This is a genomic window from Bartonella heixiaziensis (assembly GCF_046245125.2).
Taxonomy (GTDB): domain Bacteria; phylum Pseudomonadota; class Alphaproteobacteria; order Rhizobiales; family Rhizobiaceae; genus Bartonella; species Bartonella heixiaziensis.
In genome coordinates, this window is the sequence record NZ_CP176404.1 from 67,092 (window position 1) to 87,595 (window position 20,504).

The 20,504-nt window shown below is 40.0% G+C and carries 6 protein-coding genes; 5 read left to right on the forward strand and 1 reads right to left on the reverse strand.

Annotation, left to right across the window (positions count from 1 at the left end):
* Positions 1–206: 206 nt before the first annotated feature.
* A complete protein-coding gene (locus tag ACKC4Y_RS00190; RefSeq protein ID WP_409361443.1) occupies positions 207–371 on the forward strand; it encodes a hypothetical protein in 165 nt (54 codons plus the stop codon).
* A gap of 206 nt (positions 372–577) precedes the next feature.
* Here the strand turns inward: ACKC4Y_RS00190 and ACKC4Y_RS00195 are convergent, their stop codons facing one another.
* Complete coding sequence (locus ACKC4Y_RS00195) at positions 578–793, reverse strand: hypothetical protein (RefSeq protein WP_409361444.1); 216 nt, start codon at positions 791–793, stop codon at positions 578–580.
* 642 nt (positions 794–1,435) lie between these two features.
* Between ACKC4Y_RS00195 and ACKC4Y_RS00200 the strand changes: the two genes are divergently transcribed.
* From ACKC4Y_RS00200 to ACKC4Y_RS00215, 4 genes are all read left to right on the forward strand, one after another.
* On the forward strand, positions 1,436–16,783 hold the full coding sequence (locus tag ACKC4Y_RS00200; RefSeq protein ID WP_409361445.1) for a Vomp family autotransporter: 15,348 nt from the start codon (positions 1,436–1,438) through the stop codon (positions 16,781–16,783).
* Positions 16,780–17,376, forward strand: a complete 597-nt coding sequence (locus ACKC4Y_RS00205) for an invasion associated locus B family protein (RefSeq protein WP_409361446.1) — start codon at positions 16,780–16,782, stop codon at positions 17,374–17,376. Before ACKC4Y_RS00200 ends, ACKC4Y_RS00205 begins: the two co-directional genes overlap by 4 nt.
* Positions 17,377–18,261: 885 nt before the next feature.
* The gene (locus ACKC4Y_RS00210; protein ID WP_409361447.1) at positions 18,262–19,575 is read left to right on the forward strand and encodes a Ppx/GppA phosphatase family protein; all 1,314 of its coding nucleotides are present in this window, start codon (positions 18,262–18,264) and stop codon (positions 19,573–19,575) included.
* Positions 19,576–19,608: 33 nt separating this feature from the next.
* Complete coding sequence (locus tag ACKC4Y_RS00215; RefSeq protein WP_409361448.1) at positions 19,609–20,334, forward strand: RlmE family RNA methyltransferase; 726 nt, start codon at positions 19,609–19,611, stop codon at positions 20,332–20,334.
* The last annotated feature ends 170 nt before the right edge of the window (positions 20,335–20,504 follow it).

The following is a 20,504-nucleotide window of genomic DNA, read 5'->3' on the forward strand; positions in this document are numbered from 1 at the left end:
ATTATCAATGAATGCAGCATTATTTTTATGACAAGATAGGCGGTATGTTATTTTGCATAATTCTACTGCTGATAAGATTATTATTGGATTGTATAATGCCATAAAAGGTGATCAATTACATGACAGTGAGCAGCAGATTAAGACAGTTTTTGATGATGCGAAAAAATATATAGATAAATGGTTTTCTGAATCCATAGGATAATGCGATGAGTAATGTTGTGAATGATGCAAAATCTTACACGGATACAAAATTTGAAGCATTAAGATATGATATGAAGACAGTTCAGAAAGAAGCAAGACAGGCGGCCTCTGTTGGTTTAGCAGTATCGAATTTAAGTTATTTTGATATTCTTTGGTCTTTAATAGCGTAGTCGATCGGTTTTTGCCTTTGGAGCTGGTTATATGTCAGAAGATGGAAAGATCGCTCTAATATATCCGCAATGAGTTCTGGCGGAGATTGGGGAAGAGGTGCTGGCTTAAGATTAACGCTGAATTTATGATAGTAAAGGATTATTTTAACAACATTTATTCTTATTTTATTGAAATAATGGTAATTTTTTTTAAGACGCTACAGTATTTATCTAGAGATAAGCATAATATTTAATGCATATATAAGATCACCAAAAGCAGCTGAATTATCTCCTTTGCTCTGCGCATTCAAACCTACAGCAATAGAACTTAGAGCCTCGGCAGTAGCCGATGGACCGAAAGCAACAGATGAGGCTATAAACTTTGAGGTTTTATAGAAGCTTTTTCTGTATTTTTGTTGAAAAAAGATCACAGTAGAATCCATATTGCTAAAAAGTCATATTTTTATGTTGCTATTTTCTTGAACAGTCTATAGTGATGCGGAAATGTATATTAGTAAGACTCATTTTGATAAAATAACTTTCAAAGGGGGGAAATTAGTGCGTAAAGATAGAAGGTACATCACAAGACCGCGCATATATCATTACATGATACTATAAAAAGAGAAAACCTAACTAAAAAGCCGATTATCCGAGGCAAACTAGATTTCGAACATATTACAATCTCTTTTTGCTTTACTTGTTATTAATAAAAAAATGTTTTCTAATAAAACTGAAGTCTATAATTAGGAAAACACACACTAAAACCTTTTTTGAAAGATTTTATATAACGACGACCAAGTAAAAAGTAAGATTAAATATGCAAGACCTCTTTTTAGTTAGAAAAAACAGCACATTAAAACCCTTAGACTCTAAATGTGTTATTTTTATGTCCACAAAACATAATCAAAAAACAAACATTTAGGTCACAACACAGAAAGCACAAACAAAACGAGATTAAAGACTCAAAATGTTCACACTCTAAGCAATAATCCTCTATTCTCAATTCCAAAGAGGTCAATAATGCTAAAATGTGTCTTTTTTATGTTTTGGAGGTGTTTTTAAATTTTTTCATTGGAGAGTTTGTTATGAAAAAATTATATGCCCCACAAGCAGCGAGTGAATTAAAACGTTCTCGTTTTTCTTTTGTTAAAGTTCTTTCGTTGGCTACAGCGGCTACATTTTTATCGAATGTTACACCTGTTTTTTCAGCAAATTCTGATTTTAGAAACACATTTCTTGAGGGTGTTAACAGTGCTGGTGTCTCTTATCCAGAAAACATCATCTCTGTTGCTGGTTTGAATGCTTCTTCTGTCTCAAAAGACAATTATTTAACAGCACTGAATGTTGCTTTGACACCCAAGGTAAATGCTGCTGATGACTATGCAAATTTTTTAACCAAAACTCTTCTAGGTCCGAGTCCGAGTGATGAGGGCTCTATAATCAATGTTTTGACAGCAAACAGTAATAACCTATCGAAAAAAACGTTAAATGCAGGGGTGCAAGATAAAAAGCCTCTCATTAGTCCACAGTCCTTTGTGGTTGATAGCTCTGCAGACCAACCGTTTGCAGAAAATGATGAGAATGCAACGCTTGTTAATGTTTCTGACCTTTTGCGGGGTGGAAATACGGGAATGCAACGAAATACACGAGCGAGTAACACTGTTATTCTAGGTGATGGTGCATCTGTAAAGTCAGAGAGAGGTATTGCTATCGGCTATAACGCTCTGGCATCCAGCAAGGGTGATGCTCTTGCTATAGGTTACATGTCTCATGCTATGGGGATAAGCAGTGTCTCAATAGGTTCCGAATATCATGCAGAGAAAGATCCGGACGATCATACAATGGCGCGTGGTGATTTTACAACGGCTGTGGGTGCTGTTTCTCATGCTGAGGGGTATGGTGCAACTGCTATTGGTCATCGTGCAAAGGGAGTTGGTAAGGAGAGCATTTCTTTTGGATTTTATTCGGAAGCACGGACAGATGGAGCTATCGCTATAGGTGCCAATTCCTTAGCTCTGTCCCCAGAAGGCGTTGCTCTGGGAAAAGATTCTAAAGCCGATAGGGATCTTAAGACTGATGGTTATAGTCCTTTGCTGCATGCTCATTCACCAAGCGCCGCAGTGGAATGGAAAGGTACGCGGGGCGCAGTGAGTGTTGGTGATTTTAAGAACGGTATAACCAGACAAATTATAAACGTAGCAGCTGGTCTTCTAGATACCGACGCGGTGAATGTTGCGCAATTAAAGGACTTAGAAACACTTGTAAGAAAAAACGGTTGGAAACTCTCTGTTGGAGATAAAAATGCTACAACTGTTCTTATGGATAGTGGAGTAGATTTTTCTGCTGGAAGTACAAATCTTCAGATTACAAAAGGTGATAAGGATAATAAGCTAAAATTTGATTTGGCTAAAGATGTTACATTAACGAGCTTAAAGGTAGGCCCAAGTACCCTAAACGTAGCAGGCTTATTGATTGCAGATGGTCCGCTAATAACAGTAGCTGGTATTAATGCTGGTAATAAAAAGATAACAGGATTGGCAGAAGGTACTGATGATACTGATGCAGTGACTTTTGCACAGCTAAAAGCAGCACAAGCAGGACAAGCAGCAGGGGTTATAAAAGGTTTAAAAATTAACACTACTGGCAAAGATTTTGCAGATGCTATAGCTGATGCAGAAAATTCAGTCGCTCTTGGTAGCAAGTCCAGCGTTAGTAAACGCTCCAGCGGTGCGCTTGCTTTTGGTTATGGCGCATCTGTAAAGGATGGTGGTTCCACAAATGATCCAAAAGGTTCGTTAAATGGAATTGCCTTAGGTGCAAATGCATCTGTATCTGGTATTGGTGGAGTTGCTCTTGGCGCTAGCGCAGCAGCTACCGGCGAATCTGCGCTTGCTTTTGGTAGTGGAGCAAAAGCATCAGTTAAAGATGGTATTGCTTTGGGAAGCGGTTCTGTAGCGAATGTTGGACCTGGTTTTGGGGGTTATGATCCTAGTACTAGAGCGAATTCAGATAAAAAAGACAATACATGGCTATCCAGTCTTGGTGCACTCAGTATTGGTGATGCTAAGCAAGGAAAAACCAGACAGATTGTAGGTGTTGCCGCTGGCACGAACGACTCTGATGCGGTAAATGTTGCACAGCTAAAAGCTCTACAAGATTCTATAAACCCAAGTTGGGGGCTCTCTGTTAATGGTAAAAATACGACAGATGTTAATTCAACTAACCCATTGGATTTGGTAACTGGAAGTACAAATCTTAATCTTACAAAAGGCGATAAAGACAATAAGGTACAATTTGATCTGGCTCCAGATGTTACATTAACGAGCTTAAAGGCAGGCACAAATACCTTCGATGCCACCGGCTTAGTCATTACGGGTGGTCCGCAAATAACGACGGCTGGTATTGGTGCTGGCAGTAAAAAGATAACAGGATTGGCAAAAGGTACTGATGATACTGATGCTGTTAACAAAGGTCAGCTTGATGAAAATGTAACCACTCTTTCTAAAAATATTGAAGACGTGCGTTCTATAGCAGTTTTCTACGATGTAGAAGAAGATACAACAGAAGAGGTCAGTACACTTACCAGAACAGCACCTAAAGCGAAACAAAGCAGTGTGACTTTTGGTGATCCCAAAACAGGCACTGTTGCATTGCATAATGTTGGAATTGGTAAGATTACCAAGGATTCTCATGATGCCGTTAATGGCTCACAGCTTCATACATTGGGCAACGAGGTTGCCTCGTATTTTGGCGGTGGCGCCAAGTATGATGGTGGCACATGGACCGCTCCTACATTCACGGTTAAGACTGTTAAGGATGATGGTGTTTCTGAAGATAAGGTTTATTCTGATGTAGCATCTGCTTTGAGTGGAGTTGGTAGTTCTATCACGAATGTTCAGAATAAATTGACTGAGCAGGTTAACAATGTGGTTAACAAGGTGGAAGGCGAAAGTTTTGTTCAGCAAGATAAAACAACGCATCGTCTCACTATTGGAGCTAAATCAGAAGGCAGTGAAATCAATATTGCCAATAAGGCAGGTACGGATCGGACACTTTCTGGTGTGCAGGCAGCGACCAAGGATAATGAAGCCGTTAACAAAGGACAGCTTGATAAAGGCTTGAAAGATCTTTCGAACAGTCTTCAGTCTGATGAATCAGCTGTTGTTCATTATGATAAAGGTTCAGATGGTAAAACTAATTATAGTAGTGTGACTTTGGGCGGTAAAGATAAGACAGCTGTAGGTCTCCATAATGTTGCTGATGGTAAGATTGCCAAGGGTTCACATGATGCAATCACGGGTGGTCAGGTTAACACAATCGGTGAGGATGTTGCCAAGTTTTTAGGTGGAGATGCTGCATTTACAAATGGAGCTCTTACACAGCCAACCTATAAATTATCGCACATTGCCACAGATGGAGGTGTGACAGAGAGTTCGTTCCAAGGTGTTGGAACCGCTTTTGCTGGTCTTGATACAAATATCAAGAATGTGAATGCACGCATTAAGGAAGTCTCAGAAGGAGTTGCGCATGATTCCTTGTTATGGAGTGATACAGCCCATGCCTTTGTAGCGCAGCATGAAAAGAAGGAAGAAAAAGACGGCAAAGTTGTAGTGACACAAGAAAACAGCAAGATAACGTTTCTTGCGGCTGGCAAGATTACAGCAGATTCCACAGATGCCATTAATGGCTCACAGTTTCATTCACTAGGCAATAACGTTGCTACCTATTTTGGCGGTAGCGCAACATTTGCAGATGGTGCTTTTACAGCTCCGACTTATAAGATCTCAAATGTTGCTGAAGATGGTAAGGCAACAGAAAAGTCATACAACGATGTTGGTTCAGCTTTTGCTGGTCTTGATGCGAGTGTCAAGAATGTGAATACGCATCTAACGAATGAGATCAAAAATTTTACTGAAAAAGTAACGAATATTACGCAAGCAGTCCAAGGCGATGCTTTGTTATGGAATGATAAATCCCATGCCTTTGTAGCGCAGCATGAAAAGAAGGAAGAAAAAGACGACAAAGTTGTAGTGACACAAGAAAACAGCAAGATTACGTTTCTTGCTGCAGGAGATATTACGAAAGATTCCACAGATGCCGTTAATGGCTCTCAGATTTATTCTATGAGTGAAATGGTTGGTAGTTATTTTGGTGGTGGCGCTGGATATAATAAAGAAGGCAAATGGATAGCTCCTACTTTCAAGGTCAAACAAATCGGTTCTGATGGTCATATTACTGATGAGACTTATCAGAATGTAGCGGATGCTTTTTCTAGTGTTGGTAATTCTTTCGAGAGTGTTCATAATGAGATTAACACTATGAGAAGTGATAGTCTTGTTAAGTGGAATGAAGAGAAGAAACTGATCAAGATTGGTGGCGAAAAAGATGGTACGACAATCACTGTTGCCGATAAGGATAGTAAGGATAGAATACTTTCTGGCGTGAAGGATGCAGAAAAGGGCAACGAAGCGGTTAATAAAGCCCAGCTTGATAAAAATATAGATGCACTTACGAATGAAATTGAAGAAGTGCGCTCTGTAGCAGTTTTTTATGATGAGGAAGAAGATACAGAAGAGGTCAGTACACTTACCAGAACAGCACCTAAAGCGAAACAAAGCAATGTGACTTTTGGTGATCCCAAAACAGGCCCTGTTGGATTACATAATGTTGGAACTGGTAAGATTGCTAAGGATTCACATGATGCCATAAATGGCTCACAGCTTTTTGAGACAAATGATAAGGTTGCGACCTATCTTGGTGGTGGTTCGGCATTTAAAGAAGGTTCTTTGACAGCTCCGACTTATAAGATCTCTAATATTACTGACAATGGTACAGTAACGACTAGTTCATATAACGATGTTGGTTCAGCTTTTGCTGGTCTTGATGCGAGTGTCAAGAATGTGAATACGCATCTAACGAATGAGGTCAAAAATTTTACTGATAAAGTAACGAATATTACGCAAAAATTTAAAGGCGATGCCTTGTTATGGAGTGATACAGCCCATGCCTTTGTCGCGCAGCATGAAAAGAAGGAAGAAAAAGAAGACAACACAGTTGTAGTGACACAAGAAAACAGCAAGATAACGTCTCTTGCAGCAGGAGCTATCAGTGAAACTTCAACAGACGCCGTTAATGGCTCACAGCTTCATACCTTGGGCACTGGGGTTGCTACGTTTTTAGGGGGTGGTGCTGTCTATAAGGATGGTAAATGGACCGCTCCTACATTCAAGGTTAAAACAATCAAGGAAGATGGCACCTCTGGAGAAGGGGATTATTCTGATGTAGCATCTGCTTTTGCTGGAGTTGGTAGTTCTATCACGAATGTTAAAAACGAGATTACCAAACAAATTAACAATGAAATTGCCAATGTGAAAGGCGATAGCCTTGTTAAGAAAGATGCAACTACAAATCTTATCACTATTGGTAAAGAAGTAGAAGGCAGTGAAATCAATATTGCCAATAAGGCAGGTACGGATCGGACACTTTCTGGTGTGCAGGCAGCGACCAAGGATAATGAAGCCGTTAACAAAGGACAGCTTGAGAAAGGCTTGAAAGATCTTTCGAACAGTCTTCAGTCTGATGAATCAGCTGTTGTTCATTATGATAAAGGTTCAGATGGTAAAACTAATTATAGTAGTGTGACTTTGGGCGGTAAAGATAAGACAGCTGTAGGTCTCCATAATGTTGCTGATGGTAAGATTGCCAAGGGTTCACATGATGCAATCACGGGTGGTCAGGTTAACACAATCGGTGAGGATGTTGCCAAGTTCTTAGGTGGAGATGCTGCATTTACAAATGGAGCTCTTACACAGCCAACCTATAAATTATCGCACATTGCCACAGATGGAGTTGTGACAGAGAGTTCGTTCCAAGGTGTTGGAACCGCTTTTGCTGGTCTTGATACAAATATCAAGAATGTGAATGCACGCATTAAGGAAGTCTCAGAAGGAGTTGCGCATGATTCCTTGTTATGGAGTGATACAGCCCATGCCTTTGTCGCGCAGCATGAAAAGAAGGAAGAAAAAGACGACAAAGTTGTAGTGACACAAGAAAACAGCAAGATTACGTTTCTTGCTGCAGGAGATATTACGAAAGATTCCACAGATGCCGTTAATGGCTCTCAGATTTATTCTATGAGTGAAATGGTTGGTAGTTATTTTGGTGGTGGCGCTGGATATAATAATGAAGGCAAATGGATAGCTCCTACTTTCAAGGTCAAACAAATCGGTTCTGATGGTCATATTACTGATGAGACTTATCAGAATGTAGCGGATGCTTTTTCTAGTGTTGGTAATTCTTTCGAGAGTGTTCATAATGAGATTAACACTATGAGAAGTGATAGTCTTGTTAAGTGGAATGAAGAGAAGAAACTGATCAAGATTGGTGGCGAAAAAGATGGTACGACAATCACTGTTGCCGATAAGGATAGTAAGGATAGAATACTTTCTGGCGTGAAGGATGCAGAAAAGGGCAACGAAGCGGTTAATAAAGCCCAGCTTGATAAAAATATAGATGCACTTACGAATGAAATTGAAGAAGTGCGCTCTGTAGCAGTTTTTTATGATGAGGAAGAAGATACAGAAGAGGTCAGTACACTTACCAGAACAGCACCTAAAGCGAAACAAAGCAATGTGACTTTTGGTGATCCCAAAACAGGCCCTGTTGGATTACATAATGTTGGAACTGGTAAGATTGCTAAGGATTCACATGATGCCATAAATGGCTCACAGCTTTTTGAGACAAATGATAAGGTTGCGACCTATCTTGGTGGTGGTTCGGCATTTAAAGAAGGTTCTTTGACAGCTCCGACTTATAAGATCTCTAATATTACTGACAATGGTACAGTAACGACTAGTTCATATAACGATGTTGGTTCAGCTTTTGCTGGTCTTGATGCGAGTGTCAAGAATGTGAATACGCATCTAACGAATGAGGTCAAAAATTTTACTGATAAAGTAACGAATATTACGCAAAAATTTAAAGGCGATGCCTTGTTATGGAGTGATACAGCCCATGCCTTTGTCGCGCAGCATGAAAAGAAGGAAGAAAAAGAAGACAACACAGTTGTAGTGACACAAGAAAACAGCAAGATAACGTCTCTTGCAGCAGGAGCTATCAGTGAAACTTCAACAGACGCCGTTAATGGCTCACAGCTTCATACCTTGGGCACTGGGGTTGCTACGTTTTTAGGGGGTGGTGCTGTCTATAAGGATGGTAAATGGACCGCTCCTACATTCAAGGTTAAAACAATCAAGGAAGATGGCACCTCTGGAGAAGGGGATTATTCTGATGTAGCATCTGCTTTTGCTGGAGTTGGTAGTTCTATCACGAATGTTAAAAACGAGATTACCAAACAAATTAACAATGAAATTGCCAATGTGAAAGGCGATAGCCTTGTTAAGAAAGATGCAACTACAAATCTTATCACTATTGGTAAAGAAGTAGAAGGCAGTGAAATCAATATTGCCAATAAGGCAGGTACGGATCGGACACTTTCTGGTGTGCAGGCAGCGACCAAGGATAATGAAGCCGTTAACAAAGGACAGCTTGAGAAAGGCTTGAAAGATCTTTCGAACAGTCTTCAGTCTGATGAATCAGCTGTTGTTCATTATGATAAAGGTTCAGATGGTAAAACTAATTATAGTAGTGTGACTTTGGGCGGTAAAGATAAGACAGCTGTAGGTCTCCATAATGTTGCTGATGGTAAGATTGCCAAGGGTTCACATGATGCAATCACGGGTGGTCAGGTTAACACAATCGGTGAGGATGTTGCCAAGTTCTTAGGTGGAGATGCTGCATTTACAAATGGAGCTCTTACACAGCCAACCTATAAATTATCGCACATTGCCACAGATGGAGTTGTGACAGAGAGTTCGTTCCAAGGTGTTGGAACCGCTTTTGCTGGTCTTGATACAAATATCAAGAATGTGAATGCACGCATTAAGGAAGTCTCAGAAGGAGTTGCGCATGATTCCTTGTTATGGAGTGATACAGCCCATGCCTTTGTCGCGCAGCATGAAAAGAAGGAAGAAAAAGACGACAAAGTTGTAGTGACACAAGAAAACAGCAAGATTACGTTTCTTGCTGCAGGAGATATTACGAAAGATTCCACAGATGCCGTTAATGGCTCTCAGATTTATTCTATGAGTGAAATGGTTGGTAGTTATTTTGGTGGTGGCGCTGGATATAATAATGAAGGCAAATGGATAGCTCCTACTTTCAAGGTCAAACAAATCGGTTCTGATGGTCATATTACTGATGAGACTTATCAGAATGTAGCGGATGCTTTTTCTAGTGTTGGTAATTCTTTCGAGAGTGTTCATAATGAGATTAACACTATGAGAAGTGATAGTCTTGTTAAGTGGAATGAAGAGAAGAAACTGATCAAGATTGGTGGCGAAAAAGATGGTACGACAATCACTGTTGCCGATAAGGATAGTAAGGCTCGAACTCTCTCTGGCGTGAAGGATGCAGAAAAGGACGACGAAGCGGTTAATAAAGCCCAACTTGATAGAAATGTGGATGCACTTACGAATGAAATTAATGACGTGCGTTCAGTAGCCGTTTTCTACGATACGGAAGAAGATACAACGGAAGAGGTCGGTACACTTACCAGATCAACACCTAAAGCAAAACAAAACAGTGTGACTTTTGGAGATCCGAGCAAGGGTCAGGTTGGATTGCATAATGTTGCCGCTGGTAAGATTGCCAAGGATTCACATGATGCCGTAAATGGTGATCAGCTTCATTCATTGGGCGACAAGGCTGCGACATATTTTGGTGGTAGTGCAACATTTGCAGATGGAGCTTTGACAGCTCCGACTTATAAGATCTCAAATGTTGCTGAAGATGGTACGGCAACAGAAAAGCCCTACAACGATGTTGGTTCAGCTTTTGCTGGTCTTGATACGAGTGTCAAGAATGTGAATACGCATCTAACGAATGTAGAAAATAAGTTTACCCAAAAGATCGATGATATTTCGAAAGAAGTTAAAGGTGATGCTTTGTTGTGGAATGATAAAGTCCATGCCTTTGTAGCGCAGCATGGAGAAGGAGATGCGAAAGCTAACAGCAAGCTTACGTCACTTTTAGATGGAGCAATTAATGATAGCTCAACGGATGCCGTGACGGGTAACCAGCTTCATAAATTGGGTACAGGGGTTGCAAAATCTTTGGGTGGTAACGCTAGCTATGCAGAAGGAAAGTGGAGTGCTCCTACATTCACGGTTAAGAGCGTGAAAGAAGATGGGAAAACAGAAGATAAAGACTATCATGATGTAGCAACAGCTTTTGCTGGAGTTGGTACCTCTTTCTCAAATGTGAATAATTCTATTACGAATATTAAAAAAGAGGTTACCAAAGAGATTGCGGATGCAAAAAGTGATTCATTGAACTGGAGTAAAACTGCTAATGCCTTTGTAGCGCAGCATGAAAAGAAGGAAAAAGACAACGAGGGCAAAGTTGTAGTAACACAAGAAAACAGCAAGATAACGTCCCTTCAGGCTGGCAAGATTACAGCAGATTCAACGGACGCTGTTAATGGTAGTCAGCTTTATTCGCTTGGCAGCGAGGTTGCTAAGTCTTTAGGCGGTGGGGCTGGATATGCGAATGGCACATGGACCGCTCCAAGTTTTGTAGTTAGTAAATTTGATGCGGAAGGTAAAGCTACTGAAGAGAAGTATGATGATGTTGCCGCTGCTTTTGCAGGTGTTAGCAGTTCTATTACGAACATTCATAATGAAGTTAACAAGGAGATTAACAAAGTTGTAGGGGATAGCCTTGTTAAGCAGGATAAAGATGCTGATCCTATTACCATTGGTAAGGAAACAGATGGCACTGTAATCAATGTTGCGAACAAAAGCGGTGTGAAACGGGTTATTTCTGGCGTAGATGATGCGAAAGATAACAATGATGCCGTTAACAAAGGCCAGCTTGAGAAAGGTTTAAAGGATCTTTCCAACAGTCTTCAGTCTGATGAATCAGCAGTTGTTCATTACGATAAACAAAAGGATGGTAAAGTTGATTATGCGAATGTCACTTTAGGAAAAGCTAAAGATAAGACAGCTGTAGGTCTCCATAATGTTGCTGATGGTAAGATTGCCAAGGGTTCACATGATGCAATCACGGGTGGTCAGGTTAACACAATCGGTGAGGATGTTGCCAAGTTCTTAGGTGGAGATGCTGCATTTACAAATGGAGCTCTTACACAGCCAACCTATAAATTATCGCACATTGCCACAGATGGAGTTGTGACAGAGAGTTCGTTCCAAGGTGTTGGAACCGCTTTTGCTGGTCTTGATACAAATATCAAGAATGTGAATGCACGCATTAAGGAAGTCTCAGAAGGAGTTGCGCATGATTCCTTGTTATGGAGTGATACAGCCCATGCCTTTGTCGCGCAGCATGAAAAGAAGGAAGAGCAAGCCGACGGCACAGTTGTAGTGACACAAGAAAACAGCAAGATAACGTCTCTTCAGGCTGGCAAGATTACAGCAGATTCAACGGACGCTGTTAATGGTAGTCAGCTTTATTCGCTTGGCAGCGAGGTTGCTAAGTCTTTAGGCGGTGGGGCTGGATATGCAGAAGGTAAATGGACCGCTCCTACATTCACGGTTAAATCGGTTAAGGATGATGGTGTTTCTGAAGATAAGGTTTATTCTGATGTAGCATCTGCTTTGAGTGGAGTCGGTAGTTCTATCACGAATGTTCAGAATAAATTGACTGAGCAGGTTAACAATGTGGTTAACAAAGTGGAAAGCGAAAGCTTTGTTCAGCAAGATAAAACAACGCATCTCCTCACTATTGGTGCTAAATCAGAAGGCGGAGAAATTAATATCGCCAATAAGGACAAAGGGGATAGAATACTTTCTGGTGTGCAGGCAGCGACCAAGGATAATGAAGCCGTTAACAAAGGACAGCTTGAGAAAGGTTTAACGGATCTTTCCAACAGTCTTCAGTCTGATGAATCAGCAGTTGTTCATTACGATAAACAAAAGGATGGTAAAGTTGATTATGCGAATGTCACCTTTGGTGGTAAAGATAAGACAGCTGTAGGTCTCCATAATATTGCTGATGGTAAGATTGCCAAGGATTCCCGTGATGCAATCACAGGTGGTCAGATTAATATAATCTCTCAGGAAGTTGCCAAGTTTTTAGGTGGTAATGCGGCATTTAAAGATGGTGCTTTAAGCGCTCCGACTTATAAGATCTCAAATATTGCTGAAGATGGTACGGCAACAGAAAATTCATACAACGATGTTGGTTCAGCTTTTGCTGGTCTTGATACGAATTTCAAGAATGTGAATACGCATTTGACGAATGTTGTCAATGAATTCACTGAAAAAGTAACGAACATTACGCAAGAAGTTCAAGGTGATGCTTTGTTGTGGAACAAGGATCAGGGGGCGTTTGTCGCGCAGCATGAAAAGAGGGAAGAAGGAGACGACGGCAAAGTTGTAGTGACACAAGGAAACAGCAAGATCACATCGCTTGCGGCTGGCAAGATTACAGCAGATTCAACGGACGCTGTTAATGGCTCTCAGATTTATTCTATGAGTGAAATGGTTGGTAGTTATTTTGGCGGTGGCGCTGGATATGATAAAGAAGGCAAATGGATTGCTCCTACTTTCACGATTAAGACTGTTAAGGATGATGGTACTGAAGAAGAGAAGAAGTATAATACTGTTGCAGAAGCTTTTGCTGGTGTTGGTACATCTTTCACGAATGTTAAAAACGATATTACTAACGTGGTAAGTAATAGTCTTGTTAAGTGGAATGAAGAGCAGAAAATAATCAAGATTGGTGGCGAAAAAGAGGGTGGTGTGATTACTCTTGCCGATAATAAAAATACGGCGCGGACACTTTCTGGTGTGAAGGATGCAGAAAAGAACGACGAAGCAGTTAACAAGGGACAGCTTGATGAGAATGTGACAAAACTTTCTGATGACATTGAAGAAGTGCGTTCTGTGGCAGTTCTTTATGATGAGGAAGAAGCTTCAGAAGAGGTCAGTACACTTACCAGATCAGCACCTAAAGTTAATAAAAATAGTGTGACTTTTGGTGATCCCAAAACAGGCACTGTTGCTTTGCATAATGTTGCCGCTGGTAAGATTGTCAAGGATTCTCATGATGTGATCAATGGTGGGCAGATTGAGACAATAACTCAGAATGTAGCCAAATTTTTGGGTGGCGATACAGCATTTAGCGATGGCGCTTTTACTGGTCCAACCTATAAATTGTCCAAAGTTTCTACAGAGGGTGAAGTAGCAGAAAGCGAATTTAAAGATGTTGGCACAGCTTTTGCAGGGCTTGATACGAATATCAAGAATGTGAATCAGCGTATTAAGGAAGTCTCTGAAGGTGTAGCACAAGATTCTTTGTTGTGGAGTGATACTGAAAAAGCATTTGTAGCGCAGCATGGAAAAGATGAAACAGCAAAAACGAATAGTAAGATTAAGTTTCTTGCAAATGGAGAGGTTTCTGAAAGCTCAACAGAAGCGGTGAATGGTTCCCAGCTTTATTCTTTGAATACTACGCTAGCGAAGTATTTTGGTGGTAATGCTAAATATGAGAATGGTGCATGGACAGCTCCTACATTCAAGGTTAAGACCGTCAATGATGATGGTACTAAAGTTGAAGATAAGGACTATAGTACTGTAGCGGAAGCCTTTGCTGGAGTTGGTACTTCTTTCACGAACATTCACAATGAGATTAACAAGGAGATTGACAAAGTAGTAGGCGATAGCCTTGTTAAGCAAGATGCAGAAACAAAGGTTATTCAGATTGGTGGAGAGAAAGAGGGCACAGCAATCACAGTTGCAAACAGTAAAGGTGATGCCCGTAGTATCTCTGGTGTGAAGGCAGGCAACCTTTCAGAAGGATCGACAGAAGCGGTGAATGGTTCCCAGCTTTATTCTTTGAATACTACGCTAGCGAAGTATTTTGGTGGTAATGCTAAATATGAGAATGGTGCATGGACAGCTCCTACATTCAAGGTTAAGACCGTCAATGATGATGGTACTAAAGTTGAAGATAAGGACTATAGTACTGTAGCGGAAGCCTTTGCTGGAGTTGGTACTTCTTTCACGAACATTCACAATGAGATTAACAAGGAGATTGACAAAGTAGTAGGCGATAGCCTTGTTAAGCAAGATGCAGAAACAAAGGTTATTCAGATTGGTGGAGAGAAAGAGGGCACAGCAATCACAGTTGCAAACAGTAAAGGTGATGCCCGTAGTATCTCTGGTGTGAAGGCAGGCAACCTTTCAGAAGGATCGACAGAAGCGGTGAATGGTTCCCAGCTTTATTCTTTGAATACTACGCTAGCGAAGTATTTTGGTGGTAATGCTAAATATGAGAATGGTGCATGGACAGCTCCTACATTCAAGGTTAAGACCGTCAATGATGATGGTACTAAAGTTGAAGATAAGGACTATAGTACTGTAGCGGAAGCCTTTGCTGGAGTTGGTACTTCTTTCACGAACATTCACAATGAGATTAACAAGGAGATTGACAAAGTAGTAGGCGATAGCCTTGTTAAGCAAGATGCAGAAACAAAGGTTATTCAGATTGGTGGAGAGAAAGAGGGCACAGCAATCACAGTTGCAAACAGTAAAGGTGATGCCCGTAGTATCTCTGGTGTGAAGGCAGGCAACCTTTCAGAAGGATCGACAGAAGCGGTGAATGGTTCCCAGCTTTATTCTTTGAATACTACGCTAGCGAAGTATTTTGGTGGTAATGCTAAATATGAGAATGGTGCATGGACAGCTCCTACATTCAAGGTTAAGACCGTCAATGATGATGGTACTAAAGTTGAAGATAAGGACTATAGTACTGTAGCGGAAGCCTTTGCTGGAGTTGGTACTTCTTTCACGAACATTCACAATGAGATTAACAAGGAGATTGACAAAGTAGTAGGCGATAGCCTTGTTAAGCAAGATGCAGAAACAAAGGTTATTCAGATTGGTGGAGAGAAAGAGGGCACAGCAATCACAGTTGCAAACAGTAAAGGTGATGCCCGTAGTATCTCTGGTGTGAAGGCAGGCAACCTTTCAGAAGGATCGACAGAAGCGGTGAATGGTTCCCAGCTTTATTCTTTGAATACTACGCTAGCGAAGTATTTTGGTGGTAATGCTAAATATGAGAATGGTGCATGGACAGCTCCTACATTCAAGGTTACGACATTCAATGATGATGGAAGTCCTGCAGAGCAGGAGTATGAGAGTGTAGCGGCTGCCTTTGCTGGTGTAAGCAGTTCATTCACGAAGCTTCATAATGAGATATCAGACAATATTGAGCAGAATGCGTTGTTGTGGAGTGATGAAGAGAGTGCCTTTGTAGCGCTTCATGGTAAGGAAGATGCAAGAAGCAAGAGCAAACTGAAGTCCCTTTTAGATGGTGATATCTCAGAAGGTTCGACGGAAGCGATGACGGGCAACCAGCTTTATTTGATGAGCAATCAGCTTTCTGCCTATTTTGGTGGTGGAGCTGGCTATAAGGCTGGTGAGTGGACAGCACCTACTTTCAATGTTGCGCAATTCAATTCTGATGGAAGTTCATCAGAGAAGAAGAGCTATCATGATGTAGCGAGCGCTTTTGATGGCGTCAGTGATAGTATGTCGAGTATCAACGAGCGTATTAAAGAGGTTTCTGATAATAGAGATACGAATAGTTTGAATTGGAATGAAGACAAAGGATCGTATGACGCTAGTCATAAAGGGGCATCGAGTAAGATTACGAATGTAGCTGGTGGTAAGATAGAAGAAGGTTCGCAAGAAGTTGTGAACGGTGGCCAGCTCTGGACTGTTAATGAGAAGGTAAAAGAGGTTGAGACCAAGGTAGATACGATTGATCAGCAGGTAAAAGATATCACGACAGCAGTGACGGATGGAGCTGTTAACTATGACAAAGATGCGGATGGCAAAAAGACCAATAGCATTACGTTAGCAGGTGGGAATGAAAGTGAACCTGTTTTGATTGCTAATGTTAAAGATGGCAAAATTGAAGAAGGCTCTAAGCAAGCAGTTAATGGTGGTCAGTTACATGATTATACTGATCAGCAGATGAAGATTGTGCTTGAAGATGCGAAAAAGTATACGGATGATCAAGTGAACGGTCTTGTCAACAATGGCGTTAACGAGGCGAAATCCTATACAGATATGAAGTTTGAAACGTTGAATTATGCCATTGAAGATGTTCGGAAAGAAGCAAGACAAGCAGCAGCTATTGGTTTGGCAGTGTCTAATTTACGGTACTATGATATACCTGGATCTCTGAGTGTTTCATTTGGTAGTGGTTTATGGCGCAGTCAATCCGCTTTTGCTCTCGGTGCTGGTTATACATCTGAAGATGGAAATATTCGTTCCAATTTATCTGTCACGAGTGCTGGAGGCCATTGGGGTATAGGAGCAGGGATTACTTTGAGGCTGAGATGAAAACGAAGAAAGCGAATATAATTATAAAAAAGAAAAATATTTTAGCAAAGGTTCTGTTCACTCTTGTCTTATTAAGTAAGAGTGAAAGTTTCGCAGACGAAAATAATAGTGTTTATACGGTGCATCCACCGCACTTATCTGTTCCTAGTGGGGCTCCTGGCGAGACACGTCGAGTCATTACGCAATTTGATAATTGGACTTTGATTTGTGATGAAAAGATATCACTTAAGCAAGGCATATGTAATGTGACACAGGCCGTCCATGATCAGGAAGATAATACTATTTTTAGTTGGTCTCTTGTTTCTACGAAAAGTGGCCAAGCAGTAATGCTCTTTCGAACATTACCAAATGCTGATATAAATGTTCCTATTCAAATGTTTGTGGAAGGTGTTAAAAAGCCTGTCCTCATTCGTTATACACAATGTAATGAAGCGGTCTGTTTGGCACAATCACCGGTAGGTCCGGTTTTTAGTAAACAAATAGAGCAAAATAAAAAAGTACGTATTTCTTATAAGGTGAAAGAGGGAAAGATATTTTCTTTTACTGTGCCATTTAAAGGGCTCAGTGCAGCGCTTTATTCTTTACAACGATAGAGTGCGTAGATAAATTTTAGCACGTTTATTTTTTCATAAATCATTATGTTGTATTTTTGGATTTAAATGAAGAGTACAATGAGTAGGAAATTCACATCAATATGATAAGAGGTGCTTTATTTAAAAAAAGGCACATTACAAATGTAAAATCCAAATAAAATAAACTGTCTATATAATAGTTAGAGCTTTTCTATATGGCTTATAGAGTAGATTATGTTAATCGTTAACAGTAAAAAATAACTGAGATTAGCCAATTTAAAATTGAATAAAATGATTGAAAATACTGGCTTTTTTGATAAAAAATAGGTAAATTTTTCTGTTTTTGTAAAAGCTTATATGGCTTTAGAATAATTTTACTCAACATCAAAAGGTCTCAATTGAGGTACTATATTTATTATTATTGATAATAGTGTAATTCATCACAATATTTTTATATTGTGAATACAAAGAAGAATAGTTGTTTGAAAAATTTCGATGACTATACAAATTTGTCTTTTTTAATAAGATTGCTTTTAAAGGGAAGTCTTTAGCAATTTTCTTTCTTCTTGATATATTTCCAATATTTTTTACAAGAGGGATTCTTTAAAATATATTTAATGCAAATAATACAAAAAGATGTGAAAGGTTACAAAACTGAATGCGGTTTTAAACGATTATTTATGGTTCCAAGTTCATAAAGAAAAGTATGCTGGTGCGGAATATTTTTATTAAAAAATATTTTTCAGAAGCCTGAGTGATGCCGTCGTAGAAAATTTCGATGATAGAAAATAATAATATTTTCTTTATATTGGTAATTTGATGCAGCATTCTTACTTTATTTAGTAGTGAGTAGAAGAGTTCTCGCGTTTGTTTATTTGGGAGGTACACACTTAAAGGATAAGAAAAATGGCCCCTTTAGATTATGGTCCAAAAGATTCAAAGCGAGGAAGAGTTTATGATACCAAAGCAGAGAGATTGTGTGGTTACAGTGAGTGCAATAAAAATAATCATTCTGCATTTTTGCTACAAACAAGAGCATGTTCTATTTCTGTTGATATAAAACAACAACAGCGGAAAAGACATTGGAAACAGAAACGGGTGCTTGTTCAATCGGATACTGCTTGTGAATTCTCAGGTCGAGCAGTTGTAGGTGTCAAAAAAACAAAAAATCAGGTAAATCCTTTGCTTCGAAGGTTTTCTCAATTAAAATCTTTACCTCTTTATGCGGCACTTGATTTAGGAACCAATAATTGTCGCCTTCTTATCGCATCTCCTAGTAAACCAGGGTATTTTAAGGTTGTTGATGCTTTTTCACGTATTGTACGGTTAGGAGAAGGCTTGGTAAGCAACGGCTTTCTTAATACACAAGCTATGGATCGGACGATTGAAGCGTTAAAAGTTTGTCGTTTAAAGCTAAAACAAAGACATATTAAGCGTTATCGCTTGGTTGCAACGGAAGCTTGCCGTTCAGCAGAGAATGGTAGACATTTTATTCAACGCGTTTTGGATGAGACGGGCCTTGAATTGGAAATTGTTGATCGAAAAACAGAAGCGCGTTTTGCTGTTGCAGGGTGTGGCACGCTAGTTGAACCGAATACAGATGCAATTGTACTCTTTGATATTGGAGGTGGATCATCAGAAATTGTGCTCCTTGATGTTTCCCAAAAGTGTTCTTTGCGTTTAGCTGAACAGATTATGGCATGGACTTCGCTTCCTGTTGGTGTTGTCACGCTTGCTGAGCGCTTTGGAGGGAGTGATGTTAGTTTAGATGATTTTGAAAAGATGAAAGGTTATGTGCGACGTTTGTTAAATAAATTTTCAGAACGTCATAAATTAGGCACTCTAGCTCAAGGATCGAGATTTCATCTTTTGGGAACCTCTGGAACGATTACGACTTTAGCAGGAATGCACCTTAATTTAGAGCGTTATGATCGGAAGCAGATTGATGGTGTTTGGATGAATGATGCAGATATTACTCTTATGATAAAACGCTTATTGTCATGGGACATAAAAGAACGCGCAACGAATCCTTGCATTGGACGAAAAAGAGCAGATTTAATTTTGGCTGGTTGTGCAATTTTAGACGTTATTCGAGAAGTTTGGCCCAGTCGACGATTAAGAGTTGCTGATCGTGGATTGAGAGAAGGAATTTTGATAGAGCTGATGTTACGTGATGGTGTATGGTGTCATTATAGGAAGCCAAAAGATTTCAAGCATTAGCCAGTTATCAGAATATGGAGACAATGAATAGCTATGAAAAAAACGACAAAAACACCAACTGGCGGATATGGTGGTTCAGGGTCACATGAATTATATCAACGTGTAAAGAAAAAAGCAGGAACTATTAAAGCATCGTCGCGGAGATGGTTAGAGAGACATCTCAATGATCCTTATGTTCATCAGTCAAAAGTAGATGGTTATCGTTCGCGTGCAGCTTATAAATTAATCGAAATTAATGAGCGCTATAAGTTTCTTAAAAAAGGTCAAAAGATTATTGATCTGGGAGCGGCACCGGGTGGTTGGTGTCAGGTTGCTGGGCGTATAGTAGGGTCAAATGATGAAAAGCCTAGCGTGGTTGGTATTGATTATTTGCATGTTGATCCATTGCCTGGGGTTGTGATGTTGGAAATGGATTTTTTGCATGCAGACGCACCGCAGAAATTAATTGATGCTTTAGGGACAAAGCCGGATGTAGTGCTTTCTGATATGGCTGCACCAACGACAGGTCATCGTCAAACGGATCATTTAAGGACGATTTATTTATGTGAAGTTGCTGCCGATTTTGCTCTTTCAGTTCTCAAACCTGGAGGACATTTTCTAGCAAAGGCCTTTCAAGGTGGAGCAGAAAATACCCTTCTCACGACATTAAAGCAGAACTTTAAAACAGTCAACCATGTTAAACCACCTGCAAGCCGATCAGAATCTGTGGAGCTTTACCTTTTAGCGCTAGGATTTAAGGGAAAAACAGAAGTGCAATAATAGCTGCTTCTTTTCAGAAGGTTTAAGACAACTTACTTATTTAAATGTAAGGATATTTTCAATCAGCGTTCAGTGAACTTATTTATAGTTTTTCTTTTGTAAATGATGAAAAACTGGTAAAACTGATGCATTACCTGTAGAGGTAGAAGGATTGATTCCTCAGTGAGCGT